Annotated in this window: 23 protein-coding genes; 17 read left to right on the plus strand and 6 right to left on the minus strand. The window is 65.7% G+C overall.

Going from position 1 to position 25,280, the window contains the following annotated elements; genetic code table 11:
* Positions 1 to 2: 2 nt before the first annotated feature.
* The 6 genes from AC6BOR_RS10895 to AC6BOR_RS10920 form a co-directional block, all read right to left on the minus strand.
* Positions 3 to 497 (minus strand): TspO/MBR family protein, encoded by a 495-nt coding sequence (locus AC6BOR_RS10895; RefSeq protein ID WP_094473316.1) that lies wholly within the window; start codon positions 495 to 497, stop codon positions 3 to 5.
* Positions 498 to 532: 35 nt separating this feature from the next.
* Complete coding sequence (locus AC6BOR_RS10900) at positions 533 to 1,780, minus strand: geranylgeranyl diphosphate reductase (RefSeq protein WP_498058465.1); 1,248 nt, start codon at positions 1,778 to 1,780, stop codon at positions 533 to 535.
* Positions 1,777 to 3,084, minus strand: coding sequence for a BCD family MFS transporter (locus tag AC6BOR_RS10905; RefSeq protein WP_498058466.1), 1,308 nt, complete (start codon positions 3,082 to 3,084; stop codon positions 1,777 to 1,779). The genes AC6BOR_RS10900 and AC6BOR_RS10905 overlap by 4 nt, the downstream gene beginning before the upstream one ends.
* On the minus strand, positions 3,084 to 4,001 hold the full coding sequence (gene chlG, locus AC6BOR_RS10910) for a chlorophyll synthase ChlG (RefSeq protein WP_498058467.1): 918 nt from the start codon (positions 3,999 to 4,001) through the stop codon (positions 3,084 to 3,086). The genes AC6BOR_RS10905 and chlG overlap by 1 nt, the downstream gene beginning before the upstream one ends.
* An 84-nt stretch (positions 4,002 to 4,085) precedes the next feature.
* Positions 4,086 to 5,537, minus strand: coding sequence for a transcriptional regulator PpsR (gene ppsR / locus AC6BOR_RS10915; protein WP_498058468.1), 1,452 nt, complete (start codon positions 5,535 to 5,537; stop codon positions 4,086 to 4,088).
* Positions 5,538 to 5,575: 38 nt separating this feature from the next.
* Entirely contained in the window at positions 5,576 to 6,478 is a 903-nt protein-coding gene (locus tag AC6BOR_RS10920; RefSeq protein ID WP_498058469.1) for a cobalamin B12-binding domain-containing protein, read from the minus strand.
* Between the two features lie 327 nt (positions 6,479 to 6,805).
* Here AC6BOR_RS10920 and bchF point away from each other — a divergent pair, with 327 nt between their 5' ends.
* The 17 genes from bchF to AC6BOR_RS11005 all read left to right on the plus strand — a co-directional run bounded on the left by bchF (position 6,806) and on the right by AC6BOR_RS11005 (position 25,193).
* Entirely contained in the window at positions 6,806 to 7,345 is a 540-nt protein-coding gene (gene bchF, locus AC6BOR_RS10925; protein WP_498058470.1) for a 2-vinyl bacteriochlorophyllide hydratase, read from the plus strand.
* On the plus strand, positions 7,342 to 8,619 hold the full coding sequence (locus tag AC6BOR_RS10930) for a ferredoxin:protochlorophyllide reductase (ATP-dependent) subunit N (protein ID WP_498058471.1): 1,278 nt from the start codon (positions 7,342 to 7,344) through the stop codon (positions 8,617 to 8,619). Before bchF ends, AC6BOR_RS10930 begins: the two co-directional genes overlap by 4 nt.
* A 5-nt stretch (positions 8,620 to 8,624) precedes the next feature.
* On the plus strand, positions 8,625 to 10,226 hold the full coding sequence (gene bchB, locus AC6BOR_RS10935; protein WP_498058472.1) for a ferredoxin:protochlorophyllide reductase (ATP-dependent) subunit B: 1,602 nt from the start codon (positions 8,625 to 8,627) through the stop codon (positions 10,224 to 10,226).
* Positions 10,216 to 13,908, plus strand: a complete 3,693-nt coding sequence (locus tag AC6BOR_RS10940) for a magnesium chelatase subunit H (RefSeq protein ID WP_498058473.1) — start codon at positions 10,216 to 10,218, stop codon at positions 13,906 to 13,908. Before bchB ends, AC6BOR_RS10940 begins: the two co-directional genes overlap by 11 nt.
* A 14-nt stretch (positions 13,909 to 13,922) precedes the next feature.
* Positions 13,923 to 14,822 (plus strand): ferredoxin:protochlorophyllide reductase (ATP-dependent) iron-sulfur ATP-binding protein, encoded by a 900-nt coding sequence (gene bchL, locus AC6BOR_RS10945; protein ID WP_086115629.1) that lies wholly within the window; start codon positions 13,923 to 13,925, stop codon positions 14,820 to 14,822.
* Positions 14,819 to 15,529 (plus strand): magnesium protoporphyrin IX methyltransferase, encoded by a 711-nt coding sequence (gene bchM, locus AC6BOR_RS10950; RefSeq protein WP_498058474.1) that lies wholly within the window; start codon positions 14,819 to 14,821, stop codon positions 15,527 to 15,529. Before bchL ends, bchM begins: the two co-directional genes overlap by 4 nt.
* On the plus strand, positions 15,526 to 15,792 hold the full coding sequence (locus AC6BOR_RS10955) for a hypothetical protein (RefSeq protein ID WP_498058475.1): 267 nt from the start codon (positions 15,526 to 15,528) through the stop codon (positions 15,790 to 15,792). The genes bchM and AC6BOR_RS10955 overlap by 4 nt, the downstream gene beginning before the upstream one ends.
* A 15-nt stretch (positions 15,793 to 15,807) precedes the next feature.
* Positions 15,808 to 16,584 carry a photosynthetic reaction center subunit H gene (gene puhA / locus AC6BOR_RS10960; protein ID WP_086115631.1) on the plus strand — a complete coding sequence of 259 codons (777 nt, stop codon included), beginning with the start codon at positions 15,808 to 15,810 and terminating at the stop codon, positions 16,582 to 16,584.
* Positions 16,585 to 16,654: 70 nt separating this feature from the next.
* Positions 16,655 to 17,269 carry a photosynthetic complex putative assembly protein PuhB gene (gene puhB / locus AC6BOR_RS10965; RefSeq protein WP_498060651.1) on the plus strand — a complete coding sequence of 205 codons (615 nt, stop codon included), beginning with the start codon at positions 16,655 to 16,657 and terminating at the stop codon, positions 17,267 to 17,269.
* Positions 17,266 to 17,823, plus strand: coding sequence for a photosynthetic complex assembly protein PuhC (gene puhC, locus AC6BOR_RS10970; RefSeq protein ID WP_498058476.1), 558 nt, complete (start codon positions 17,266 to 17,268; stop codon positions 17,821 to 17,823). Before puhB ends, puhC begins: the two co-directional genes overlap by 4 nt.
* A 3-nt stretch (positions 17,824 to 17,826) precedes the next feature.
* Positions 17,827 to 18,120 (plus strand): O2-dependent cyclase accessory protein, encoded by a 294-nt coding sequence (locus AC6BOR_RS10975; RefSeq protein WP_086115634.1) that lies wholly within the window; start codon positions 17,827 to 17,829, stop codon positions 18,118 to 18,120.
* On the plus strand, positions 18,120 to 19,205 hold the full coding sequence (gene acsF, locus AC6BOR_RS10980) for a magnesium-protoporphyrin IX monomethyl ester (oxidative) cyclase (protein WP_498058477.1): 1,086 nt from the start codon (positions 18,120 to 18,122) through the stop codon (positions 19,203 to 19,205). Before AC6BOR_RS10975 ends, acsF begins: the two co-directional genes overlap by 1 nt.
* Positions 19,206 to 19,221: 16 nt before the next feature.
* Positions 19,222 to 20,082 carry a putative photosynthetic complex assembly protein PuhE gene (puhE, locus tag AC6BOR_RS10985; protein WP_498058478.1) on the plus strand — a complete coding sequence of 287 codons (861 nt, stop codon included), beginning with the start codon at positions 19,222 to 19,224 and terminating at the stop codon, positions 20,080 to 20,082.
* A 20-nt stretch (positions 20,083 to 20,102) separates the two neighbouring features.
* A complete protein-coding gene (gene hemA / locus AC6BOR_RS10990) occupies positions 20,103 to 21,326 on the plus strand; it encodes a 5-aminolevulinate synthase (RefSeq protein WP_086115636.1) in 1,224 nt (407 codons plus the stop codon).
* A 134-nt stretch (positions 21,327 to 21,460) separates the two neighbouring features.
* Entirely contained in the window at positions 21,461 to 22,429 is a 969-nt protein-coding gene (locus AC6BOR_RS10995) for a sodium-dependent bicarbonate transport family permease (protein WP_498058479.1), read from the plus strand.
* Positions 22,430 to 22,439: 10 nt separating this feature from the next.
* A complete protein-coding gene (locus AC6BOR_RS11000) occupies positions 22,440 to 22,754 on the plus strand; it encodes a P-II family nitrogen regulator (RefSeq protein WP_498058480.1) in 315 nt (104 codons plus the stop codon).
* A gap of 126 nt (positions 22,755 to 22,880) precedes the next feature.
* Positions 22,881 to 25,193: a TonB-dependent receptor gene (locus tag AC6BOR_RS11005; protein ID WP_498058481.1), complete on the plus strand. Its 2,313-nt coding sequence runs from the start codon at positions 22,881 to 22,883 to the stop codon at positions 25,191 to 25,193.
* Positions 25,194 to 25,280 lie beyond the last annotated feature (87 nt).

The raw sequence follows: 25,280 nt of genomic DNA on the forward strand, positions 1-25,280 counted from the left end.
GTTCAGAACGGCCCGTTCAACTCGACAATGGCGCGGTTGAGCATGGCGGCGAAGCTGACCCAGGCCCAATAGGGCAGCAGCAGCAGCGCCGCCGGGCGGGAAAAGCGCCAGAGCACGAAGCACAGGATGCCGATGCTGCTCCACAGCACGCCCACTTCCAGCGCGGCATAATCCGGCCGGTGCAGGCGGAAGAACAGGAAGCTCCAGAGCAGGTTGAGAAAGCCGTTGAGGGCAAACAGGCCAATCACCGATTCGGCCTGGGAGCGGGTGCGCGCCGCCAGCCAGGCAGTGGCGCCCGACATGGTGCACAGACCAAAGATCAGCGTCCACGCCGGGCCGAACAGCCAGGTGGGCGGCGCCCAGTCCGGCTGTTTCAGTGCCATGTACCAGGGGCCGATATCGGTGATGGTGGCGCCGACCGCGGCCGTGAAGCTGGCCGCCACTGCCGCAACCGCAGCGGGCAGCACCCACGCCTGTTCCGACAATCGCGCCATCATGCCTCCCCTTTTGCCGGGGCGGCGCGGCCGGGGTGTCAGACCTGCGCGCGCTTGCCGGCGGTGTTGCCTTCGCGGATGCCGCCACCCGACAGGATGCCCGTCACCAACTGCACCGAATCCTTCAGGAAGATGCGGACATGGGCAAGCGGTTTCCGCTTGACCAGTTCCTTGTTCATATAGGCTTCCCAGGTCAATTCCTGGATGTCCTTGTCCATGCACAGCTTGACGAATTTCTCGCGCATGGTGTCGGACCGGTACCACCACCATTGCATGATGCCGAGCACGGTGAACACGGTGCCATGGCCCTTGAGGAAGCGCTTGCGGGCCAGCGCCAGTTTGGAGGCATCGCCGGTCTTCACCGCTTCGGCGGCGGCGCGGGCGGCCTCACGCCCGGCGGTCATGGCATAGAAAATGCCTTCGCCGCTGGCCGGGGCGACGGTGCCGGCGGCGTCACCGGCCACCACGACATCCTTGCCATTGTCCCACTTCTTGCGCGGGCGCAGCGGGATGGGGGCGCCTTCAACGCGCACGGTCTTGCACGTGTCTTCGGCCATGCCCAGTTCGTCGCGCAGCTTGGCGACGGCCTTTCTGAGTTCAAAGCCCTGTACAGCGCTGCCGGTGCCGATGCTGGTCTTGGAGCCGTGCGGGAACACCCAGGCATAGAAATCCGGGCTGTGCTTGCCCTGGTAGAAGACATCGCAGCGATTGCCTTCAAAGCCCTTGAATCCTTCAGGCGGGCTTTCGACCACCTCGTGATAGGCGGCGACGAAGGGCAGCTTCTCATCGGGCAGGGCAGCGCGGGCAACGGCCGAGTTGCAGCCGTCGCAGCCGATCAGAATCCTGGTCTTCACCTTCACCGGGTCGCTGCCGCGCGGGGCGCCCTTGGGCCGGTAGCAGACGATGGCGGTGCCATCGGCATCGCGTTCCAGCGCCTCGAACGTGCCGTCGCGGCGATCGGCGCCGTTCTTCGCGGCGCGGGCGCGCAGCCATTCGTCGAACACGTCGCGATCGACCATGCCGACCCAGCCGCCTTCGCCCACCGGCATGTCGACCTTGTTGTCCTTGGGGCTGATCATGCGGGCGCTGTTGGCCGTGGTGCAGAGCAGATCCAGCGGCACGTCGAAATCCTTGAGCAGGCGCGGCGGCACGGCGCCGCCGCACGGCTTGATGCGGCCCATGCGGTCGAGCAGCATGACCTTGAAACCCTGCAAGGCCAGATCATTGGCCGCCGTGGCGCCCGACGGGCCGCCGCCCACCACCACCATGTCGAACATCTCGGTCATGCCATTGCCTCCTGCGTGTTCGGCCTGCCCGCCTGGTTTGCCATGCTGTCGTTGAGTTTCAGGGCGATGAGCGCTGCGATGATGAACAGCCCGCCTTCGACCCAGAACACCAGTTCAAAGGCCTGGCCGGTGCTGGCCACCAGCTTGCGCAACGTGTCCACCGCCAGCGCGCCAACAAAGCCGCCAATGCCGAAGGCAGCAGCCTGCGACGCGCCCCACAGGCCCATGCGGATGCCTTCGTGGCCCGGCCCGCCGCGCCCGGCGAGTTCCAGCATCGAACCGATCGCGGCGACCGCAAACATGCCATTGGCAAAGCCGAGCAGGCCGACATTGAGGCTGAGCGGCCAGCCGGGGCCGGCGCGGGCGGCGAGCGCCAGGCTGGCCAGCGCCAGGCCGGAGGCGAGGCAGCCGCCGACGATCCAGCGCTTGAGTTTCAGGCCCTGGCGGCCGCCAAAGGCATGGCCGCCGACGCCGACCAGGATCATGCCGGCCAGCACGCCCTGGTGCTGCACGCCCGACAGGCTGGTGGATTGGCCGGGCGTCATGTTGAAGACGAGGCCGGCGAAGGGCTCGAGGATGAGATCCTGCATCGAATAGGCCAGCATCGAGAAGAAGACGAAGATGCTGAACAACCGGGTGAGGGGATCGCCCCAGATGGCGGCGATGGCCTCGCCAAAGGGGGCAGCCTCGCGCTTTTCCTCAGCCATCGGCGTGCCTTCGACGCCCCAGACGGCAAGGCAGGTGAGGGTGAAGGCGACCGCCACGACGCCGGCCGCGACCGTCAGCAGCCGTTCCGGTGTGAAGGGATCGAGCAGGGCACCGGCGGTGCCGGCCGAAATGACGATGCCGATGATCATCATGATCCAGGTGAGGCTGGCAGCGGCGGGGCGGCGGGCTTCCGCGGTGCGGGTGGCGAGCAGGGCGAGCAGCGAGGTGCCGGCCGCACCGACGCCGATGCCGATCATGGCATAAGCGAGCACCAGCGCCGCCAGTGCCGGCCCGAACGGGCCACCAAGTTGGGTGGTGGTGAAGGTGGCGAGCAGGCCGCCGGCGCCCAGCACCGCCATGCCGCCGATGATCCACGGCGTGCGGCGCCAGCCGGCATCGCTGCCATGGCCCCATTTCGGGCGGGACAGCTGCACGCCATAATGGAAGGCGACCAGCCCGGCCGGCAGCGCAGCGGCAGTGGCATATTCCACCACCATGATGCGGTTGAGCAGGCTGGAGGCCAGCATGACGATGGCGCCCAGCGCGCTCTGGACGAGGCCGAGGCGGGCGATGCCTGCCCAGGAAAGCGGTTGCATCACACGATCACCGACAGGCCAAAGGCGGATGTGAGCATGCCCAGCACATAGAGGGTGGTGCCGGTGGCGTTGTAGAAGGGGGCGTTGGCGGCCGGCGCGGCGAGCACGCGCTGCATCAGCACCACCTGCATGCTGAGCGAGAAGGCAACCATGGCGGCGGGCCAGGCGAGGCCCCAGCGGGCGAGCAGGATGATCACCACCACCTGCGGCAGCGCCATGGTCCAGCAGGCGATTTCGGCGGCGTTGCGCTCGCCGAGTTGCACCGGCAGGCTGTTGACGCCGGATTGGGCATCACCCTTCACCGCCTTGAAATCATTGAGCACCATGATGCCGTGGGCGCCGAGCGCATACATGCACAGCACCCAGATGATGCGGCTATCGGGCACGCCGCCGGCCATCACGGCGGCCCCGGTGAACCAGCTGACGCCTTCATAGGCGGCGGCGCAGACCAGCGGGCCGAGCCAGCCTTCGGCCTTGAAGCGCAGCGGCGGCGCCGAATAGGCCCAGGCCATGGCGACCCCGACGATGGTGGCGATGCCGACCACCGGGCCGATGATGAAGCCGATGGCGAGGCTGATGATGCTGCCCAGGATGGCGATGTAGAGGCCCCAGCGGCCGGGGATGCGGCCCGACGGGATCGGGCGTTGCGGTTCGTTGATGGCATCGACATGGCGATCGAACCAGTCGTTGATGGCCTGGCTGTTGCCGCAGACCAGCGGGCCGGCGAGCAGCATGCCGGCAATCAGAAAGCCAACGCGGTCGGCCAGCGGCACGCCCGAGGAGACGACGCCGCACATGAAGGCCCACATTGGCGGAAACCAGGTGACGGGTTTCAACAGCTCGAGCACGGCGCGCGGGCGCGGAAGCCCGGTGGCGGGCAGCACGGCATCGGCACGCGGCGGGGGGACATGTTCCATGCTGTAAACTAGTCTTGACGCCGCCGGGGCGTCAACGCCGCGAGACACTTGGGCCGGCGCGCGCCACCTTTTGCCGCGCCGGGATCAGCCGCCCGAACTGTCGTTATTGTCGTTGCTGCTGTCGTTGTCGCCCAGGTTGCCGAGGCCGTGGCGGTGGAGCTTGGAATAGAGGCTTTGCCGCGACAGGCCGAGGATTTCGGCGGCCGAGGCGCGGTTGTCGTCGGTGTAGTTGAGCGCGGCTTCGATACAGAGCCGTTCGATGAGATCGGTGGATTCGCGCACGATGTCCTTCAGGGAGACGCGGCCAACCAGATCGGTGAGCTGGCTCATCGGCAGGGACGCGCCGGCGGCCTGGGCGGCATCGCGGCTGGCCGGGCGGATCGAGAAGCCGTGACGCAGCTGGCCGATCTCGCTGGAGGACACGGCGGAGACTTCAACGGCCTCTCCCTCGCTGCTGGCCGGATCACCGGCGCCCGAACGCACGATGGTGGCAAAGCCGCGCACGGTGCCATGATCGCGCAGGGCGATGGTGAGCACGCCCAGATCGATGCCGGGGCGGCCGAGATAGCGGCTGATCGGCTGGCCGACGAGATCGGCGGCGCGGGCGAGGCCGACCAGATCGAGGAAGGCGCCGTTGCCGGCGATGATGTCGAAATTGTCGTCGGTCAGCACGAACGCATCGGGCATCCGCTCCATGGCATCGGCCAACGGCTCACTGGCGGCCGGCGCGGCAAGGTCGAGCGGGGTCAGCCGGATGAGCAGCCGGTTGTCGCGGTCCTGCCGGAACAGGCTGGCGCTCATGGCAAAGCTCTGGCCGCCGGCAAGGCGCAGGCGGGCGGGGTGGCGCTGCTCGCTGGCGGTGAGCGCGCCGAGGACAGCGATGGTGCCATCATGATCGTCGGGATGGACGAGGGCAGCGAAATTCTGGCCGTCCAGCGCGTGGGCGGTGAGGCCGGTGGCGCGGCGGGCGGCGGCATTGGCCTCCAGCACACGGCGGCTGGCGGCGTCGATGATGAAGATCGGCTCGGCCGCGGTGTCGAACAGCAGGCGGTGGCGGGTTTCCAGCTGGCGCAGGCGCATCGAATCGCGCTCCATCGCCTGCTGGGCGCGCACCAGCCGCTGCTGCAGGCTGGCAGCGACGCGCTGATCCCGGGCGATGGCGAGACGGCGGTTGCCGGGCAGCGGCAGGGTGAGCCACTTCATCGGCAGCTCGCCTTCGCTGCCGTGATGATTGGCCTCGCGCCAGCGCGGCGCGATGGCATCGTTCATCAGGGCATCGATCTTGCCCTGGCTGTCGGGCAGGGCGGTGGCGCGCCAATCATCGCCTTCCCAGCCAGCCACTTCGGCCGGATCAATATCGCCGCTGCCAACATGCACCTGATCGATGCGGCCGGCAGCGCTGATCACCAGCACCAGATCGGCGGCGGCGAGCAGGGCAGCCAGCGCGCTGTCGGGTCGGCTGGCGACCAGGGCCGCCAGATCAATTGCCCCATCGCTGGGCAGGGCACTGATATTGTTATAATTTCTTGCATCCATGCCGTATTACTCCGGCCCCCAGTTCATCCCTGCCGCCCTCATGCTGTCGCCACCACCGCCCGCACTGGCGGTTGGCCCGCCAGGTGCAGTTCCGCCAGTGCCACCGCATGCGCCGCATCGCGGGCGGCGCCGTCTGCCCCGATCCGGCGCGCCACCGCCGCTTCGCCCGCCACCGCCGGGCCACCGACCAGCACCAGGATCGGCCGCCCGGCCGCCCGGCGCAGCGCCGCGATGGTGCGCGTCAGGCCGGCGAGCACGCGCTGGCTGCCCGCCGACAGGCCAATCAGGTCAAACCCCTCGCGCGCCACCAGGCTGACCAGCGCATCCTCATCCAGCGCCGGGCCGGAGTGGGTGGCCCAGCCGGCGCGGCGGAAGGCATCCTCGACGATCATGGCGCCCAGCACATGCTGTTCGCCCGGCGCCGGCAGGATCAGGGCGTGACGCTGCATCGCGGCGGGAGCGGCGCCGCCGGGGTGGCGGGCCGACAGGGCGTGCACCAGCATCTGGCAGCGCCACAGGCCCATGGTGACGTCCACGAAATCAATGTCATCGGCCAGCCACCAATCGCCGAGCAGGCGGGCGGCGGGGCCGATCAGGTCTTCCATCAGCGCCTGCGGGGCATGGCCCTTGGCTTCCAGCGCCTCGATCTCCTCCACCAGCACGGCGGCATCATCATCCAGCAGGGCCCGCGCCAGCCGCGCCACCAACCCGGCCGGAAGGCGCACGCCGTCGCTGTTGGCCTGGGCCTGGCCGTGGCCGGCGAGCAGGCGGGGAATGATGTCCGCCTCGATCAGGCGGGCGAGGGCGGAAGCATCGGGCTGGGCGGTGCCGGGCGCAGCGGAATCGCCGCCGTTGCCGCCAAATGCAGCACGCCGGGCGCGATTCCAGCCCTTGGTGGCGGCGCTGGTCGCGTCCGCCACAATGTCCATCATGGACGTCATCACCTGTTCCCGTCGCCCTAGAGGCGGCGGCTCCCACGTCTGCCGGTTGGTTTTGTTCCACCTGTCGCGACAGACTGACACAGGCTAGGCCACTCCTGACCGGCTGGCAACCGCCTGATGTGGGCATTTCACGATGATTTCGCAGCCGCGTTGCTGCGGCGCAACGCAAGCCGGGCTGACGGGGCCTGTCGCGCCCGTCGCGGCATCGGCGCTGACAAGCCGGCATGACAGCCGGGGCGCAATCCCGGTTGACACCTAGGGGGGTGGTGATAGGGAAAATTGCGTAGCATTTGAGGGGTAAGGGGTTTGTCAGCAGCAGCGTCAGACGTGGTGTCGGCGACCGGGGAGCGGCCGCTTTACACGCCTGAGGAACGCGTCCGCCGTGACAGCACGAAATGGACCCTGGTGCAGGGCCTGCTGGCTCCGGTGCAATTCCTGATCTTCGGTGTCAGCCTGTATCTGGTGATTGATTACCTCAACACCGGCAACAATTATGAATGGGCGATCTGGTCGGTGGTGATCAAGACGATCGCGCTCTACACGATCATGATCACCGGCGCGATCTGGGAAAAGGTCGTCTTTGGCCAGTATCTTTTTCACGAGAGCTTTTTCTGGGAAGATGTGTTCTCGATGCTGGTGATCATCCTGCACACGCTGTATTTGGTGGGACTGTTCACGGGCATTGCCGATGATGGCGTGCTGTTCGGCACGGCGCTGGCTGCCTATGTCGCCTATGTCATCAACGCTGCCCAGTTCGTGTGGAAATTGCGGCAGGCCCGGCTGTCGTCGCAGCCGGCCGCGCAGGCCGTGCACGCCGCCGACTCGGATGTGATGGCCGGCGCCCATCCGGTGGCCCAGGCGGCATGAGCGGGGCTGGCCCCAACGCCTGTGCCGCGCCCCCCGTGGGGGCTGACGGCATTTTGCGCGAACGGGGCCAGCGCGAGGTGTTCTGCGGGTTGACCGGGATCATCTGGCTGCACCGCAAGATCCAGGATGCGTTTTTCCTGGTGGTGGGCAGCCGCACCTGCGCCCATCTGCTGCAATCGGCGGCGGGGGTGATGGTGTTTGCCGAACCGCGCTTTGGCACAGCCATCATTGAGGAAAAGGATCTGGCTGGCCTGGCCGATGCCAATGAGGAGCTGGACCGGGTGGTGACCCGCCTGCTCGCGCGCCGGCCTGACATCCGCATGCTGTTCCTGGTCGGCTCCTGCCCGTCCGAGGTGATCAAGCTGGACCTGAGCCGCGCGGCGCAGCGGCTGAACCAGCGTTTTGCGCCCAATTGCCATGTGCTCAATTATTCCGGTTCGGGCATCGAGACGACCTTCACGCAGGGTGAGGATGCCTGCCTCGCCGCGCTGGTGCCGGAATTGCCGTTCAGCGACGCCAGGCAGCTGATGGTGGTGGGCAGCCTGCCCGATGTGGTGGAAGACCAGTTCCTGCGGCTGTTCGCCGATCTGGGCATCGAGAAGGTGGTGAGCCTGCCGGCCCGCCGTGCCGGGGCGATGCCGGGCGTGGGGCCCAACACCCGCTATCTGCTGGCGCAGCCGTTCCTGGCCGAAACCGGCACCGCGCTTGACAAGCGGGGGGCGGTGCATCTGCCGGCGCTGTTCCCGTTTGGCGCCGAAGGCACCACGGCCTGGCTGCATGCGGCGGCCCAGGCCTTTGGCGTGAGCGAGGACCGGTTCGAGATGGTGACGGCGCCGCCGCGCGAGCGGGCGCGCAAGGCGCTGGCCGCGCACCGGGGCAAGTTGGCCGGCAAGCGCATCTTCTTCCTGCCCGACAGCCAGCTGGAGGTGCCGCTGGCGCGCTTCCTGGCCGGCGAGCTGGGCATGGGGCTGGTGGAGGTTGGCACCCCCTATCTCCACAAGGGCCATTTGATCGATGAACTGGCCGCCCTGCCGCCCGGCACGCTGATTTCGGAAGGCCAGGATGTGGAAAAGCAGCTTGACCGTGTGCAGGCCAGCCGTCCGGATCTGACCGTGTGCGGGCTGGGCCTGGCCAATCCGCTGGAAAAGACCGGGCTTTCGACCAAGTGGGCGATCGAACTCGTGTTCTCGCCCATCCATGGCTATGAACAGGCGGGCGATCTGGCTGAGCTGTTTGCCCGGCCGCTGAACCGCCGTGATCTGTTGCGAGTGTAGCGGCCATGCAGCTGACCGTCTGGACGTATGAAGGCCCGCCCCATGTCGGGGCGATGCGGGTCGCAACCGGCATGAAGGGGCTGCATTATGTGCTGCATGCCCCGCAGGGCGACACCTATGCCGATCTGCTGTTCACCATGATCGAGCGGCGGGATCATCGCCCGCCGGTGACCTATACCACCTTCCAGGCCCGCGATCTGGGCAAGGACACGGCCGAGCTGTTCAAGACGGCGGCACGCGAAGCCTATGACCGGTTCCAGCCGCAGGCGATGATCGTCGGCGCCAGCTGCACCGCCGAGCTGATCCAGGATGATCCGGCCGGGCTGGCCGAGACCATGGGCCTGGCCTGCCCGGTGATTCCGCTGGAGCTGCCGAGTTACAGCCGCAAGGAAAACTGGGGCGCGTCGGAAACCTTCTATCAGCTGGTGCGCGGCCTGGCGGACAAGGAGCGGCGGCCGCCGCCGGCGGTGGGCGAGGCTGGACCGCGCCGGCCGCGCGCCAATATCCTGGGCCCCACCGCGCTGGGCTTCCGCCACCGTGATGATGTGGTGGAGATCAGCCGGCTGCTGGGCCAGCTGGGCATTGATGTGAATGTGGTGGCGCCGATGGGCGCGACGCCGGCGGATCTGGTGCGGCTGGGCGAGGCGGATTTCAACATCTGCCTTTATCCCGAAATCGCTGCCCAGGCCTGCAGCTGGCTGGAGCGGACGTTCCGCCAGAAGACGGTAAAGACCGTGCCGATCGGCGTGAACGCCACGCGCGAATTTGTCTCCGAAGTCTGCCAGGTGGCCGGGGTGATGATGCCGGGCGCGGTGGACCAGGGCCGTATGGGCTGGTGGTCGCGGTCGGTGGACTCCACCTATCTGACCGGCAAACGCGTGTTCATCTTTGGCGATGCCACCCATGCCGTCGCCGCCGCCCGCGTGGCCAGCGAGGAGCTGGGCTTCAAGGTGGTGGGCCTGGGGTGTTACAACCGCGAATTCGCCCGCGAGATCCGCGCCGCCGCCGAGAAATATGGCGTCGATCCGCTGATCACCGACGATTATCTGGTGGTGGAGGAGGCGATCGAGGCCGCCGCGCCGGAACTGGTGCTGGGCACGCAGATGGAGCGGCACATCGCCAAGCGCCTGCGTCTGCCGTGCGCGGTGATTTCGGCTCCGGTGCATGTGCAGGATTTCCCGGCGCGTTACAGCCCGCAGATGGGGTTTGAAGGCGCCAATGTGCTGTTCGACACCTGGGTGCATCCGCTGGTGATGGGCCTGGAGGAACATCTGTTGACGATGTTCCGCGAGGATTTCGAATTTTCTGACGCGGCCGGGCCCAGCCATCTTGGCCATGCATCGGCGGCGCATGCGCCAGGGCCGGCCATGGCCGAAGCGGCGGCCCCGGCTGCTGCTGCGCCCTCGGTTGCTGTGGCGGCAGAGGGCGCGCCTGCGACACCGCAGCCCGGGGGCTGGACCGACGAAGCCCTTGCCGAATTGGGCAAAATCCCGTTTTTCGTGCGCGGCAAAGCCCGCCGCAACACCGAACGCTATGCCGCCGAGCATGGCGTTGCCACCATCACCCGCGAGACCTTGTACGAGGCCAAAGCCCATTATGCGCGCTGATACCCCGCCTTCCAAGCAGGACCGGCCCGATCATTGCCATGTCGTGATCGTCACGCTCGACAACCATCTGTCGGGCGCGATCGATCGGGCCCGGGCGCGTTTCCAGAAGCTGGGGCTGCCGGTGTCCATCGGGTTCCACGCCGCGGCCGATTGGGACAAGCCGGGCAAGCTGGAGATGACCCGCGCCGACATCGCCCGGGCCGACATCGTGGTTGTCACCATGCTGTTCCTTGATGAGCAGATCCGCATGATCAAGGACGCGCTGACGGCGCGCCGCGAGGAATGCGACGCGATGGTGTGCCTGATGAGCCAATCCGACGTCGTGAAGATGACGCGGATGGGCGATTATCGCATGGATGTGCCGCCCAAGGGCCCGCTGGGCTGGCTCAAGAAGCTGCGCGGCAGTTCCAAGGATGGTGCCGCCAACAGCGGTGCGGCCCAGCTGGCGGTGCTGCGCCGCCTGCCCAAGCTGTTGAAGTTCGTGCCGGGCACGGCGCAGGATGTGCGCGCCTATTTCCTGACGCTGCAATATTGGCTGTCGGGCAGTGACGACAATGCCTTCCAGATGGTGCAGGCGCTGGTGGACCGTTATGCCGACGGCCCGCGCAAGGCGTTGCGCGGCAAGGCGAAGATCGAGCCGCCGCAGGAATATCCGGACGTGGGGGTGTATCACCCCGATTTGCCGCAGCGCATGTCGGAAAAGCTGACCGATCTGCCGTGGAAGAAAGACGCCGTGGGCACGGTCGGCGTGCTGATGCTGCGCTCTTACGTGCTGGGCAAGGATGCCAATCATTATGATGGTGTGATCCGGGCGCTGGAAGCGCGCGGATTGAACGTGATTCCGGCCTTTGCCGGCGGGCTGGATCAGCGCCCGGCGATCGAGGCGCTGATGATGAAGGACGGCAAGGCGACCGTCGATGCCGTCATCAACCTGACCGGCTTCAGCCTGGTCGGTGGCCCGGCCTACAGCGATGCCAAGGCGGCCGAGGAAATCCTGACCAAGCTGGATCGGCCTTATATTGCGGCGCATCCGGTGGAGTTCCAGACGCTGCAGCAATGGGGCGCCAACCGCCAGGGCCTGCTGCCGCTGGAAGCGACGATCATGATCGCCATTCCGGAACTGGATGGCGGCACGCAGCCGATGGTGTTTGGCGGCCGCAGCGATGCCAATGGCGAGGCCTGCACCGGTTGTGAGCGCAAGTGCAGCTGGGCGCCGTCGGACGGGGTGCGCGCCATGCAGTCCTGCCCGGAACGGGCCGAGGCGCTGGCCGACAAGATGTTGAAGCTGGTGCAGTTGCGCCGGGCGGCCAAAAAGGATCGCAAGCTGGCCGTCGTGCTGTTCAACTTCCCGCCCAATGGCGGTGCGGCGGGCACGGCGCAGTTCCTGGCGGTGTTCGATTCGCTGCACCGCACGCTGAAGCGGCTGAAGGCCGAAGGTTATGACGTCGAGGTGCCGGCCGATGCCGATGCGGTGCGCGAACGCGTGCTGAACGGCAATGCCATGCAATATGGCCAGGAAGCCAATGTGCACGCCTTTGTGCCGGCCGACCGCATTGTCGCCACCGAGCCTTATCTGAAGGAAATCGAGGCGGAGTGGGGCCCGGCACCGGGCAAGTTCCAGTCCGACGGTCGCAACGTGCTGATCACCGGCGCGCAGTTCGGCAATGTCTTTGTCGGCATCCAGCCGGCCAATGGCTATGAAAGCGACCCGATGCGGTTGCTGTTCGATGGCCGCTTTGCGCCGACCCATGCGTTCATGGCGTTCTATCGCTGGATCCGGAATGATTTCGGCGCCCATGCCGTGGTCCATTGGGGCACGCACGGCAGCCTGGAGTTCATGCCCGGCAAGCAGACCGGGATGACGATGAGCTGCTGGCCGGAGCGGATCATCCAGGACCTGCCCAACATCTATCTTTATGCTGCCAACAACCCGTCGGAAGGTGTGCTGGCCAAGCGGCGCTCGGGCGCGACGCTCGTGTCCTATCTCACCCCGGCGCTCACCAATTCGGGCCTGTACAAGGGCCTGTCGGACATCAAGGCCAGTGTGGACCGCTGGCGCTCGACCGAGCCGGGCAGCCCGGAGCTGCCGGGGCTGGAGGAGATCATCCGCGAGCAGGCCGAGGCGATGGACCTCGATGGCAGCGATGTTTCAAAGCTGGCGGCCAAGCTGTATGAGATCGAGCAGGAGCTGATCCCGCAGGGCCTGCACGTGTTTGGCGAGGCGGAGAGCGAGGAGGCGCGCATCGACATGCTGTTCGCCTGTGCCAGCGCGCGCGGTGAGAGCATTGATCGCGACACGATCGAGAAACTGATCAAGGGCCGCATCGTGCCCAACACGCCGGTGCTCCGCGAACTGGCCAACATCAACGCGGCGTTGATGACCAACCACGAGATGGATGGCCTGATCCGCGCGCTCGACGGCCGCTATATCCAGCCGGTGGCGGGTGGCGACATCCTGCGCGATCCGGAAATCCTGCCCACCGGGCGCAACATCCACGGCTTTGACCCGTTCCGCCTGCCCTCGGCCTATGCCTGCAAGGACGGCGCGGCGCAGGCGCAGCGCATCCTGGACCGCGCCATGGAAGATGCCGGCAAGCTGCCGGAAACCGTGGCCATGGTGCTGTGGGGCACGGACAATCTGAAGAGCGAGGGCGCGCAGGTGGCGCAGGCCATGGCGCTGATGGGCGCCAAGCCACGCTTTGACAGCTATAACCGCCTGTCGGGCGCGGAACTGATCCCGCTGGAGCAGCTGGGCCGGCCGCGCATCGACGTGCTGGTGACCATGTCGGGCGTGTTCCGCGATCTGCTGCCGCTGCAGACCAAGATGCTGGCCGAAGCCGCGCTGCTCGCCTCCGAAGCGGATGAGCCGCTGGAGATGAACTATATCCGCAAGCACAGCCTGGCCTATCTGGAAGAGCATGGCTGTGACATGGCAACGGCATCCCTGCGCGTCTATTCCAACGCTGAAGGGGCTTATGGCGCCAACGTCAACCTGCTGATCGACAGCGCCAACTGGACCGATCCCAACGAGCTGGCCGACTGTTATGAAAAGCAGAAGGGCTATGCCTATGGCGTGGATGGCAAGCCCAAGCGCCAGCCTGGCCTGCTGGCCAGCGCGCTGAAGACGGTGGATTGCGCTTATCAGAACCTGGAATCGGTTGAGCTGGGCATCACCACCATCGACCAATATGTCGACACGCTGGGCGGCATCAGCCGCGCCGTGACGCGCGCCAAGGGTGAGGCGGCGCCGGTCTACATCGGTGACCAGACGCAAGGCAGCGGCAAGGTGCGCAGCCTGCAGGAGCAGGTGGCGCTGGAAACCCGCACCCGCACGCTCAATCCGGTGTGGATCGAGGCGCAGCTGAAATATGGCTATGAAGGCGTGCGCCAAGTGGAAGCGGCGGTGACGACGACCACTGGCTGGTCGGCCACCACCGGCCAGGTTGATCCCTGGGTCTATCAGCGCATCACCGAAACCTATGTGCTGGATGACGCCATGCGCCAGCGCATCGCCGAAATGAACCCGCGTGCTGCGGCCAAGATCGCCAACCGGTTGATCGAAGCGGCCGACCGCCAGTTCTGGCAGCCGGATGCGGAAACGCTGGCTGCACTTTATGCCGCCACTGATGCCATTGAGGATCAGTTGGAAGGTGTCGCCCCGGCTGGATCCATGGCCGCCTGAAGGAGTCTGCCCACATGACCCTCATCATCGACAAGACCAAGCGCCCCGGACCCGGTGACGGCGAAGGCAGCGTGCAGGTCAGGCTCGACCCGAGCCAGAAGATCGAGGGCGCCAAGGTGTTCGCCGTCTATGGCAAGGGCGGCATCGGCAAGTCCACCACCTCGTCAAACCTGTCGGCGGCCTTCTCGCTGCTGGGCAAGCGGGTGCTGCAGATTGGCTGCGACCCCAAGCATGACAGCACCTTCACGCTGACCAAGAAGCTGATGCCCACCGTGATCGACGTGCTGGAACAACATGAATTCCATCATGAGGAGCTGCGGCCCGAGGACTATATGTTCGAAGGCTATAACGGCGTGATGTGCGTGGAGGCGGGCGGCCCGCCGGCCGGCACCGGCTGTGGCGGCTATGTCGTGGGCCAGACGGTGAAGCTGTTGAAGCAGCATCATCTGCTGGAAGACACGGATGTGGTGATCTTTGACGTGCTTGGCGACGTGGTGTGTGGCGGCTTTGCCGCGCCGCTGCAGCATGCCGAACGCGCCATCGTGGTGACCGCCAATGATTTCGACAGCATCTTCGCGATGAACCGCATCATGGCCGCGATCCAGGCCAAGGCGAAGAATTACGAGGTGCGGCTGGCCGGCTGCATTGCCAACCGTTCGGCCAACACCGACGAGATTGACCGTTTCTGCGGCGCCACCGGCATCGAGCGGCTGGCGCATCTGCCCGACCTGGATGCCATCCGCCGCAGCCGGCTGAAGAAGTGCACCATTTTCGAGATGGGTGACGAGCCGGAGATCATCGCGGCGCAGAATGAGTACAAGCGGCTCGCCGCCCTGTTGTGGGCTGGTGTGGAGCCGTGCAACGCGCATCCGATGAAGGATCGCGACATTTTCGATTTCCTGGGTTTCGAATGAACGCACACACGCCCAAGCATGCCCCCGGTTGGGAAACCAAGCGGGCGAAGCTGGAACATTATTTCGACCGCACCGCGCTGGACGCCTGGGCGGCGATGACCAGCGACGCGCCGGTTTCGAAGATCCGTGCCACGGTGCGGGCCGGGCGCGACGAGATGCGCAATACGCTGCTGGACTGGCTGCCGCAGGATTTGCGCGGCCGGCGCATTCTGGATGCCGGGTGCGGCACCGGCATGCTGGCCATTGAAGCGGCGCGCCGCGGTGCCGAGGTGGTGGGCATTGATGTGTCGCCACAGCTGATCGAGATTGGCAAGCAGCGGCTGCCGGACGATGTGAAGGGCCGCATCAGCCTGCATGCCGGCGACATGCTCGACCCATCTTACGGCCAGTTCGATCATATCGTCTCGATGGACGTGCTGATCCATTATGAGAGTGACCAGATCGCAGCGGCCACGGCCCGGCTGGCCGAGCGCGCCAATCATTCGTTGCTGTTCACCTTTGCGCCGGGCACGCCGTTGCTGCGCACCGCGCGCGCCATCGGGCAGTTTTTCCCGAAGAGCGACCGGTCACCCAGCATCATTCCGGTGGCGCATGATCTGTTGAAATCGCGCCTGTCGCGCAGCGTGCCGCATGCCAAATTGGGCCGCGACCGCCGGGTGAGCCGGGGTTTTTACACCAGCCACGCCCAGGAGGTGCTGCTGGGATGAGCCGTGCTGCCGCCTGCGGCATCTGGCCACAGGGTGTGGCCAAGGGCCGGGCACAGGCGCAGGGCAGCAGGGGGAATTTGCCGAGACTGGCAGGAAACATTGCGTTTCTGTCATGCTCTGCACTAACAGGTCTGGCGAAGCGCATGTTATGGGCTTTGTCAGGGAATCGCAGGGCCATCCCGCAGGCGCGGCGGGTGCTGGCCATGATGATCGCGCCGGTTCGCCGCGGCCATGCGCCGGTCGTGGCGGGCTTTGGTTCTTGAGGGGAGACGCCTCGCATGTCGAATGTTCACCTGGTTGGCGGCCTGGATATCGCCGAACTGACCTTCTTTGCCTTCTTCCTCTTCTTCCTGGGCCTGGTGTGGTACCTGCGCGGGGAAGATCGCCGCGAAGGCTATCCGGTTGAGGATGATCTGACCGGTGCCGCCCATGGTGGCGTGGAAACCGATGCGCTGTTCTTCAAGCCGGCGAAGACCTTCAAGCTGCCGCACGGCCTGGGCGAGGTGACCACCCCGACCGCCAATGCCCGCGATCCGCTGCCGACGAATGTGCTGCCGCGCGCCTGGGCCGGTGAACCGCTGGACGTGACCGGTGACAAGCTGACCTCGGGCGTGGGCCCGGCCTCGATCGCGCAGCGCGCCGATCGGCCCGACCTCGACATGCACGGCCAGCCGCGCATCGTGCCGACCCGCGTGATCAGCCACCCGGTGACCGTGCACGAGAATGACGTGAACCCGGTGGGCCTGGTGGTCTATGGCCTCGACGGCGCTGCGGCCGGCACGGTGAAGGACCTGTGGATGGACCGCGCCGAATCCTGCCTGCGCTATATGGAAGTGGAGCTGACCGCTGGCGGCACCATCCTGATGCCGATCACCATGTCGCGCGTGACCCGCGCTGGCGTGATGACCGATGCCATCACCGCCGCGCAGATCGCCGGCGTGCCGCGCACCAAGAGCGCCGACCAGGTGACCCTGCTCGAGGAAGAGAAGATCACCGCCTATTTTGGCGCCGGTTATCTGTGGGCGACCCCCGATCGGGCCGAACCGCTGATCTGATCCGGTTTCCGGCTGCGATAAGGGTCTCGCGGCCGGCACGGAACGGAAACGGACGGAGCTGCTTGTGTCGATGGAGTATGAAGACGAACCGATCCCCGGCCTGCCGGGGCGGTTGCCGCCGGGGGAGGAGATCCTTTGGCAAGGCACGCCGGATTGGCGGGGCGTGGCGCGTGGCGTCTTCCACACGCGCCTGGTTGCCGCCTGGTTCGTGTTTGTTGCCAGCCTGGCGTTTCTGGCTGGCGGCACCGGCCTGAAGGGTGCGGGCATCACGCTGGCTGTGGCGGTGCTGGGCCTGGCCATATTGGGTGTGCTGGCGCGGGCGCAGGCGATGTCGACGATCTACACGCTGACCAACAAGCGCGTTGTGCTCCGCTTTGGCGTGGCGCTGCCGAAGTGCGTGAACGTGCCGCTGTCGCTGGTGGGCAAGGCCGATGTGAAGCCGGCTGGCAATGGCCTTGTGGACGTGTCGCTCACGCCCACCGTGCGCTTCCCGCTCGCCTATCTGCAGATGTGGCCGCATGTGCGGCCGTGGAAGTTTGGATCGCCGCAGCCAATGCTGCGCGCCGTGCCAGATGCGTTTCTGCCGCTGCTGGCCGATGCGCTGGCGAAGGCTGATCCGGCGCGCGCCACTGGGGTTAACCCGGATGCCGCCAACGCTGGCGCCATGCTAGGGGCTGCGGCATGAGCGGGGAGTTCACCAACGAGCGTTTTCCCAAATCGGCCCTCTATGCGGCCGGGGCGCTGATTGGTGTGTCGATCCTGACCGTGGGCAGCATCCGGGCCGGTTTGCTGCCGGCGCCGGAAACTGCGCCGCAATCGCGCGAGCGCCGGCAGGTGGCGATCGTGGCGACCCGGGATTTCCGTTTCGAGGACCGGGCCGATGGCGCGCTGCTGGTCTATGACATTGCTGCCAGCAAGCTGGTCTTCGTCTTTCCGGCCGGCAGCAACACCGGCTTCATCCGCGGCGTGATGCGCGGCCTGATGCGGGAACGCCGCCTGCACGAAGTGGCGCGCACCGGCCCGGTGACGGTGGCGCAATGGGCGGATGGCGCGCTGACGCTGACCGATCAATCAACCGGGCGCATCATTGAGCTGGGCAGCTTTGGCCACACCAACCGGGCCGCCTTTGCCCAGTTGCTTGTGCCTTATGCTCCCGGTGGCCCCGGCGTGCCGGAACAGCCGATCGTGGCAGCCATTCCGGCAGCCAATTCGGCCTCGCCGTTTTTCGGTGGGGCCTGAGCCATGGGCCTGTTCACCCGCGACCGGTTTGACACCAAGTGCACGATCGAGATCGAGCACACGTTCGACAATCTGCATGCGCATGTCGAACTGGATGGCGACATTGAACTGGGCCCGGGTGACCAGGTGAAGGTGCATGGTGCCGCCGTGAAGCTGCCTTTTGGCGAGCGGTTGACCCTGCGCCGCGACGTGACGGTGTGGAAAGCCACCCCCTTTGAGCGGCTGTGGACCAAGTTGAAGGCCCAGCTGGAACTGACCGAATTGTACGAAATCACCTTCAGCTCGGAGAAGCCGTGATGAACGCCGTGACCCCGATCAGCGCCGGTGGCGCCGTGGAGATCACCAAGGAAGACGCGATGGCCATCGCCCGTCAGGAGACGGTGCTGAGCCCGCGTTTCTACACGACCGATTATGATGCGATGGACCGTATCGACGTGTCCCGCGTGCGCGCCGAGTGGGACAGCCTGATCGCCGAGATGCAGGCTGATCCCAACAAGAAGCATTTCAAGCGGACGCCGGAATTTGATGGCGTGATCGCGGCGATGGACCCGGAGCTGAAGCCGGAGTTCATCGATTTTCTGGTCTCGTCGATGACGTCGGAATTTTCCGGCTGCATTCTTTATGCCGAAATCACCAAGCGCATGAAGAACCCGGATGCCAAGGCGCTGTTCAAGCTGATGGCCCGCGATGAAAGCCGCCATGCCGGTTTCATCAATGACAGCCTGAAGGATGCCGGCATCGGCATCGATCTGGGTTTTCTGACCAAGACCAAGAAATATACCTATTTCCGGCCGAAGTTCATCTTCTACGCCACCTATCTGTCGGAAAAGATTGGCTACGCCCGCTATATCACCATCCACCGCCACCTGGAGCAGCATCCGGAGCGGCGGTTCCACCCGATCTTCAAGTGGTTCCAGGAATGGTGCAACGACGAGTTCCGCCATGGCGAAGCCTTCGCGCTGCTGATGCGGTCTGACCCCAAGCTCACCTCGGGGCTCAACGTGCTGTGGATCCGCTTCTTCCTGAACGCGGTCTATGCCACCATGTATGTGCGCGATCACAAGCGGCCGGCGCTGTACAAGCATTTCGGCATCAACCCGACCGATTTCGGCTTCAAGGTGTTCCGCATCACCACCGATATCACCCAGCAGGTGTTTCCGATCGGCCTGCAGACCGATGCACCGAGCTATCGCGCGCTGCTGGAAACCATGCGCACCACCAGCGACGCCATCGACGCGGCGGTGGCGCAGGGTGGCGTGGTTGGCACCATCAAGCGCATTGGCCTGTCACTGAAGGCGGCGGTGACCTTCGCCCGTCTCTATCTCCACCCGGTGGACAAGATGGAGGTGACCCCCAACGTGCGCATGGCGCCGGTTTGGTAAGCCAGCGGGCGTAGCCGTGAGCGAGTTTGCGCTGCCTCTGCTGTTTGCGACCGTGCTGTGGTTTGTCGCCACCGGCTTCGTGCTGTGGCTCGACAAATTGCCCAGCCACACCTGGCCGGTGAGCATCACCATGGCCACGGTGGCCTCGGGCTTTGCCATGGGCGGCATCATTGCGACCGCCGAAGAGACCAGCCCGTGGGCGGCCTATGTCGCCTTTGCGTGTGCGCTGGTGCTGTGGGGCTGGCACGAATTGTCGTTCCTGATGGGCTTTGTGACCGGCCCGAACCGTGAGCCGTGCCCCCCGGGTGCGCGCGGCTGGCAGCGGTTCCGCCTGGCGGCGGCAACGCTGATCTATCATGAAGTGGCGATGTTCCTGTGCCTGATCGCTTTGGCCGCAGCGACGTGGGGCAAGGCGAACCAGACGGCGACCCTGACCTTCCTGCTGCTGTTCGTCATGCGCCTGTCGGCCAAGTTCAACATCTTTGCCGGGGTGCCGCATCTTTCGACCGAAATGATGCCGGATCACATGCGCTATCTCGCCAGCTATTTCCGCATCGCGCCGCCGCGCTGGTTCTTTGTTGCCTCGGTGTCGGGCATTGCCGTGCTGGCGGCCTGGCTGGCCGATCAGGCGTTGAGCAGCCGCGATGGCATCGCCACCGGCTATGCGCTGGCCTTTGCCCTGGTGGCGTTGGCGTTCCTCGAGCATGGCTTCCTGGTGGTGCCCTGGCAGGACACGGCCATGTTCCGCTGGGCCATCCCCGAACATCTGCGCCAGCCGGCGCGGCCGACTGTCAGCCCAGCGATGACAGAATCCAGCAATGTGTCAGGCCAGACTGACACGAATCCGCTTGCGGTGCGACAAAACGCCGTGCAATGAACGGCGCCGGGAGAAGATGAATGAACTTTGAAGCTCATTTCCAGGCGGCGCTGGACGGCTTGAAAGAACGCGGCAACTACCGCGTGTTTGCCGAGCTGCAGCGGCGGCGGGGCGACTATCCCCACGCCACGCGCTACCTGCCCGATGGCAGCACCCAGGATGTCACCGTGTGGTGCTCCAACGATTATCTCGGCATGGGCCAGCACCCGGATGTGCTGACCGCCATGCATGAGGAGCTGGACCGTTCCGGCGCTGGTTCGGGCGGCACCCGCAATATTTCCGGCACCATGCACGTGCATCGCCTGCTCGAAAGCGAACTGGCCGATCTGCACGGCAAGGAAGCTGCGCTGCTGTTCAACTCCGGCTACATGTCGAACTGGGCGGCGCTGTCGACGCTGGCCAGCAAGATCCCGGGCTGCGTGGTGTTTTCCGACGCGCTGAACCATGCATCGATGATCGAAGGCATTCGCCACAGCCGCGCGAAGTTCCATGTCTTCAAGCACAATGACGTTGAGGATCTCGACCGGCTGCTGAGTCAATATGGCCCGGACGTGCCGAAGCTGGTGGCGTTCGAGAGCGTCTATTCGATGGATGGCGATATCGCCCCCATCAAGGAAATCTGCGACGTCGCCGACAAGCATGGCGCCATGACCTATATCGACGAAGTGCACGCCGTGGGCATGTATGGCCCGCGCGGTGGCGGCGTTGCCGAGCGTGAGGGCCTGATGGGCCGGCTGACGGTGATCGAAGGCACACTAGCCAAGGCCTATGGCGTGGTGGGCGGCTATATCGCTGGCTCGAAGGCGCTGTGCGATTTCGTGCGCAGCTTTGCCTCGGGCTTCATCTTCTCGACCGCGCTGCCGCCGGCCATTGCCGCTGGTGCGCTGGCCTCGGTCAAGCATCTGAAAGAAAGCCCGTTCGAGCGCAAGCGCCAGCAGGAGCGGGTGCAGAAGGTGCGCGCCGCGCTGCGCGCCACCGGCATCCCGCAGATGGAAAACCCCAGCCACATCATCCCGGTGATGGTGGGCGATGCCAAGAAGGCCAAGATGATCAGCGACTGGCTGATGGAGCATCATGGCATCTATGTGCAGCCGATCAATTATCCGACCGTTCCGGTGGGCACCGAGCGGCTGCGCATCACGCCCGGCCCGGTGCATTCGGACGATGATATCGACCGGTTGGTGAAGGCGCTGTCCGACATCTGGGGCCAATGCGCCCTGCATCGCGTGGAAGCGGCGGCCTGAAATCGGCCTATCCGGTGACACGAAACGGCCCGGCGGTGACACCGTCGGGCTTTTTCGTGGCGGCAATGCGCTGCTTGTCTGCCGTTCCGGGACAGGTTACGGCGCGTTCATGTTGACCCTGCAGGAGCGCCGTCTTGGCCCTTGATGCCCTGTTGCAGCCCGTGGTGCTGTTTTTCCTGCTCGGCGCGCTGGCGGCGTTTGCGCGGTCTGACCTGGCGATTCCGGAGGCGGTGGCCAAGGGCATCTCGCTCTATCTGATGATGTCGATCGGCCTGCGGGGCGGCGGCGAGGTGGCCGAAACCGGCTTCACGCACGACATGCTGTTGGCGGGCGGTGCCGGCCTGGCCTTGAGTTTCTTGCTGCCGTTGCCGGCCTTCTGGTTGCTGCGGACGGCCGGCAAGCTGGACCGAACCAACGCTGCGGCGGTGGCGGCGCATTATGGCTCGGTCAGCGTGGTCACCTTTGCCACGGGCAGCGAGATCCTGCGCCATGCCGGCATGGCACCCGCCGGGTTCATGGTCGCGGTGCTGGCGGTGATGGAAACGCCGGCGATCATCACCGGCCTGCTGCTGGCGCGCGCCCAGGGCAAGGACAGTCTGGCCCCGCGCGGCGGCCTGCTGCACGAAACCTTCCTCAACGGCTCGGTGATCCTGCTGCTCGGCAGTTTCCTCATTGGACTGGTGGCGGGCAAGGGCGGCATGGCGCCGATTGCGCCGGTGTTCGATGTGCCGTTTCGTGGCATGTTGTGCATCTTCCTGCTCGACATGGGCCTGATCGCCGCCCGGCGCCTGATGGACCGGCGGGCGCTCACCGTCCGCACGGCCGCGCTGGCGCTGCTGCTGCCGCTGCTGAACGGCAGTCTGGGCGTTATCCTCGGGGTCGAGCTTGGGCTTGATGCCGGGTCGGCGGCCGCGCTCGGCATCCTGGCCGGTTCTGCCTCCTACATTGCCGTGCCGGCGGTCATGCGCCTGGCGCTGCCCGCTGCCGATCCCGGGCTCTATCTTGGCATGAGCCTGGCCGTGACCTTTCCGTTCAACCTCACCATCGGCATCGGCTATTATGGCTGGGTGGCCGCCCATGTCTGGCCGCTGATCCGGGGATAAGAGAGCAGGGATGACCATCACCACCCATCGCCGCCGCATCGAGGTGCTGGCCGACGAGCCGCTGATCCCGGTGATCATCCGCCTCGCGGCCGAGGCCGGGATCATCCATTACACCTTGTTGCCAACGTTGGGCGGGGCCGGCGCGCATGGCCGCTGGCGGGATGACCAATTGTCGGGCGCGACCGCCAAGGTGATGTTTCTGGCCATCACCGGGCCGGAGCATGCCGATGCCTTCATCGACCGGCTGGCGCCGCTGCTCGAAAGCCATCACCTGATGCTGATGAGCAGCGATGTGGAAGTGGTGCGCAGCCGCAAGTTTGATTGATGCAGTGTTGCCATCCGGCAACGTCTTGAAAGTGCAAAACATCTGACATGGCTGTGCCATCGTGGCGGCATCTGCCTGCAACATTCTCCTGTGAAGGGGCAGCGTCCTTTCCATTGGAGACTGTTCATGAATCTGTCTGCCCTGCGCCTGGCCCTGCTGGCCAGCACCCTTGTCGCCGTGCCGGCCCTGGCTGCCATGCCGGCCGATGCCGCCGCCGATCCTGCAGCCGACGTTGCCGCCGCTGAAGACGCCGAGATTGTGGTCTATGGCAAAGGCGAGGTGCGCCAGGTCACCGAGATCAAAGCCGAGGACATCAAGCTGACCGTGGCCGGCGCCAGCCCGTTCGTGGCCATCCAAAAGCTGCCGGGTGTCAATTTCCAGTCCGCGGATCCGTTTGGCGTCTATGAATGGTCCACCCGTATCACGTTGCGCGGCTTCAACCAGAACCAGCTCGGCTTCACGCTGGACGGCGTGCCGCTGGGCGACATGAGCTATGGCAACACCAACGGCCTGCACATCAGCCGCGCCATCATCGCTGACAATATCGGCAGCACCCGCGTTTCGCAGGGCGCCGGCGCGCTCGGCACTGCCTCCACCTCCAACCTGGGTGGCACGATCGAATTCCGCAGCCGTGACCCGCAGAAGGAATTGGGTGTGGCCGGCAACGCCACCTATGGCAGCAACAACACCTGGCGCCTGTTCGGCACGCTCGACACCGGCGACCAGGGTGGCGTCTCGGCCTATGTCAGCGCCGCCCACATAAGCGCCGACAAGTGGAAGGGTTTTGGCGTGCAGCGTTCGACGCAGGTCAATGCCAAGGCGGTGGCCGAGCTGGGCGGCGATACAACGCTCACCGCCTTCGTCAACTTCAGCGACCGCAAGGAAAATGACTATCAGGACCTGAGCCTCGGCCAGATCAGCCGGCTGGGCTATAACTGGGACAATATCTCCAACGATTGGCCGCTGGCTGTGCGCATCGCGACGATCGGCGCCAACCGCGGCGAGACCGGCGTGGTGGTCGCGCCGAATACGCTCGGCACCACCTATCCCGGTGCCATCACCAGCGTTGACGATGCCTATTATGATGCCGGCGGCCTGCGCCGCGACTGGCTGACTGGTGCCCGCCTGGCCGGCTCCCTGGCCAGCAACGTCAAGGCCGGCATCCAGACCTATTATCACACCAACAAGGGCCAGGGTTCGTGGATCACGCCCTATGTTGCCAGCCCCGGCGGCGTGCCGCTGAGTTTTCGCACCACCGAATACAGCATTTCGCGCTGGGGTGTGCTGGCCGATCTGACGGCTGCGCTGGGCGATCACACCGTGCGTGCCAATCTCTGGTATGAAAACAACGATTTCGAGCAGGCCCGCCGCTTCTACACCATGGGCAGCAGCGCCACCGTGCCGGCGACCAATGCGTTGACCTACCAGTCCAACCCGTTCTTCACCCAGTGGAACAACGCCTACAACACCAAGACCTTCCAGTTCGCGCTGCAGGACCAGTGGAATGTGACCGATGCGCTGTCGATCAGCCTTGGTTTCAAGGGCCAGAGCGTGAAGCTTTCGGCCAGCGCGATCAACCCGGTGCCGGGCCCGCTCGCGCTTGGCAAGATCGACGCTGAAGACCTGTTCCTGCCGCAGGCCGGCATCCTCTACAAGCTGGGCGGTGGCACCGAGCTGTTCGCCAGCTTCACCCAGAACCAGCGCGCCTTCACCGCCGCGGCCACCAGCGGCCCGTTCGCCACCTCGGCGGCCGGTTTCGCGGTGATCAGCAGCAGCCTGAAGCCGGAAAAGACCAACAGCTATGAAGCCGGCGTGCGTTTCGGCGAAGGCGCGCTGCGCGGTGTGGCGGCGCTCTACCTCGTCGATTTCTCCAACCGCATTCTCGCCATCCCGCAGGGGCCGGGCATCGTCGGCAATGCCGCGCTGCTCTCCAACGTTGGCAAGGTGCGCTCGATCGGCGCGGAACTGGGGCTGCAGTGGCAGCCGGTGAAATGTTTCACGGTTACCGCCAGCTATGCCTATAACGAAACGACCTATCGTAACGACGTCATCAACGGCCAGGGCACGGTGATCCAGGCGATCAAGGGCAAGACCGTGCCCGACGCGCCGCGCAGCATCGCCAACCTGGAACTCGCCTATGATGATGGCGGCTTCTATGCCCGCGCCAACGCCAATGCGATGAGCAAGCGCTATTTCACCTACTCCAATGACAAGTTCGTGGATGGGCGCGTGCTGGTCGATGCCAAGATCGGCTATCGGATCCAGAGCGAAAATCGCTGGCTGAATGGCCTGGCGGTCGAAGCGTCGGCCACCAACCTGTTCGACAAGCAATATGTTGCCACGATCGGCTCCAACGGCTTTGGCTTTGCCGGCGACAACCAGACCCTGCTGACCGGCGCGCCGCAGCAGTTCTTCGTCACCCTGCGCAAGGATCTCTGAGGCCCGCTCCGCAGCGAAGACCCCGCGGTGCCCGCACGGCACCGCGGGGTCTTCATGCCCGGGCGGCATTGCAGCAGGCCGCGACAC

Source organism: Sandarakinorhabdus sp. FBCC-B8862, from assembly GCF_059745315.1.

What these genes read in the sequence shown, in the direction of transcription:
- AC6BOR_RS10895 (WP_094473316.1), bottom strand. Translation starts at nt 497, where the DNA reads ATGATGGCGCGATTGTCGGAACAGGCGTGGGTGCTGCCCGCTGCGGTT.
- AC6BOR_RS10900 (WP_498058465.1), bottom strand. Translation starts at nt 1,780, where the DNA reads ATGACCGAGATGTTCGACATGGTGGTGGTGGGCGGCGGCCCGTCGGGC.
- AC6BOR_RS10905 (WP_498058466.1), bottom strand. Translation starts at nt 3,084, where the DNA reads ATGCAACCGCTTTCCTGGGCAGGCATCGCCCGCCTCGGCCTCGTCCAG.
- chlG (WP_498058467.1), bottom strand. Translation starts at nt 4,001, where the DNA reads ATGGAACATGTCCCCCCGCCGCGTGCCGATGCCGTGCTGCCCGCCACC.
- ppsR (WP_498058468.1), bottom strand. Translation starts at nt 5,537, where the DNA reads ATGGATGCAAGAAATTATAACAATATCAGTGCCCTGCCCAGCGATGGG.
- AC6BOR_RS10920 (WP_498058469.1), bottom strand. Translation starts at nt 6,478, where the DNA reads ATGACGTCCATGATGGACATTGTGGCGGACGCGACCAGCGCCGCCACC.
- AC6BOR_RS10930 (WP_498058471.1), top strand. Translation starts at nt 7,342, where the DNA reads ATGAGCGGGGCTGGCCCCAACGCCTGTGCCGCGCCCCCCGTGGGGGCT.
- bchB (WP_498058472.1), top strand. Translation starts at nt 8,625, where the DNA reads ATGCAGCTGACCGTCTGGACGTATGAAGGCCCGCCCCATGTCGGGGCG.
- AC6BOR_RS10940 (WP_498058473.1), top strand. Translation starts at nt 10,216, where the DNA reads ATGCGCGCTGATACCCCGCCTTCCAAGCAGGACCGGCCCGATCATTGC.
- bchL (WP_086115629.1), top strand. Translation starts at nt 13,923, where the DNA reads ATGACCCTCATCATCGACAAGACCAAGCGCCCCGGACCCGGTGACGGC.
- bchM (WP_498058474.1), top strand. Translation starts at nt 14,819, where the DNA reads ATGAACGCACACACGCCCAAGCATGCCCCCGGTTGGGAAACCAAGCGG.
- AC6BOR_RS10955 (WP_498058475.1), top strand. Translation starts at nt 15,526, where the DNA reads ATGAGCCGTGCTGCCGCCTGCGGCATCTGGCCACAGGGTGTGGCCAAG.
- puhA (WP_086115631.1), top strand. Translation starts at nt 15,808, where the DNA reads ATGTCGAATGTTCACCTGGTTGGCGGCCTGGATATCGCCGAACTGACC.
- puhB (WP_498060651.1), top strand. Translation starts at nt 16,655, where the DNA reads ATGGAGTATGAAGACGAACCGATCCCCGGCCTGCCGGGGCGGTTGCCG.
- puhC (WP_498058476.1), top strand. Translation starts at nt 17,266, where the DNA reads ATGAGCGGGGAGTTCACCAACGAGCGTTTTCCCAAATCGGCCCTCTAT.
- AC6BOR_RS10975 (WP_086115634.1), top strand. Translation starts at nt 17,827, where the DNA reads ATGGGCCTGTTCACCCGCGACCGGTTTGACACCAAGTGCACGATCGAG.
- acsF (WP_498058477.1), top strand. Translation starts at nt 18,120, where the DNA reads ATGAACGCCGTGACCCCGATCAGCGCCGGTGGCGCCGTGGAGATCACC.
- hemA (WP_086115636.1), top strand. Translation starts at nt 20,103, where the DNA reads ATGAACTTTGAAGCTCATTTCCAGGCGGCGCTGGACGGCTTGAAAGAA.
- AC6BOR_RS11000 (WP_498058480.1), top strand. Translation starts at nt 22,440, where the DNA reads ATGACCATCACCACCCATCGCCGCCGCATCGAGGTGCTGGCCGACGAG.
- AC6BOR_RS11005 (WP_498058481.1), top strand. Translation starts at nt 22,881, where the DNA reads ATGAATCTGTCTGCCCTGCGCCTGGCCCTGCTGGCCAGCACCCTTGTC.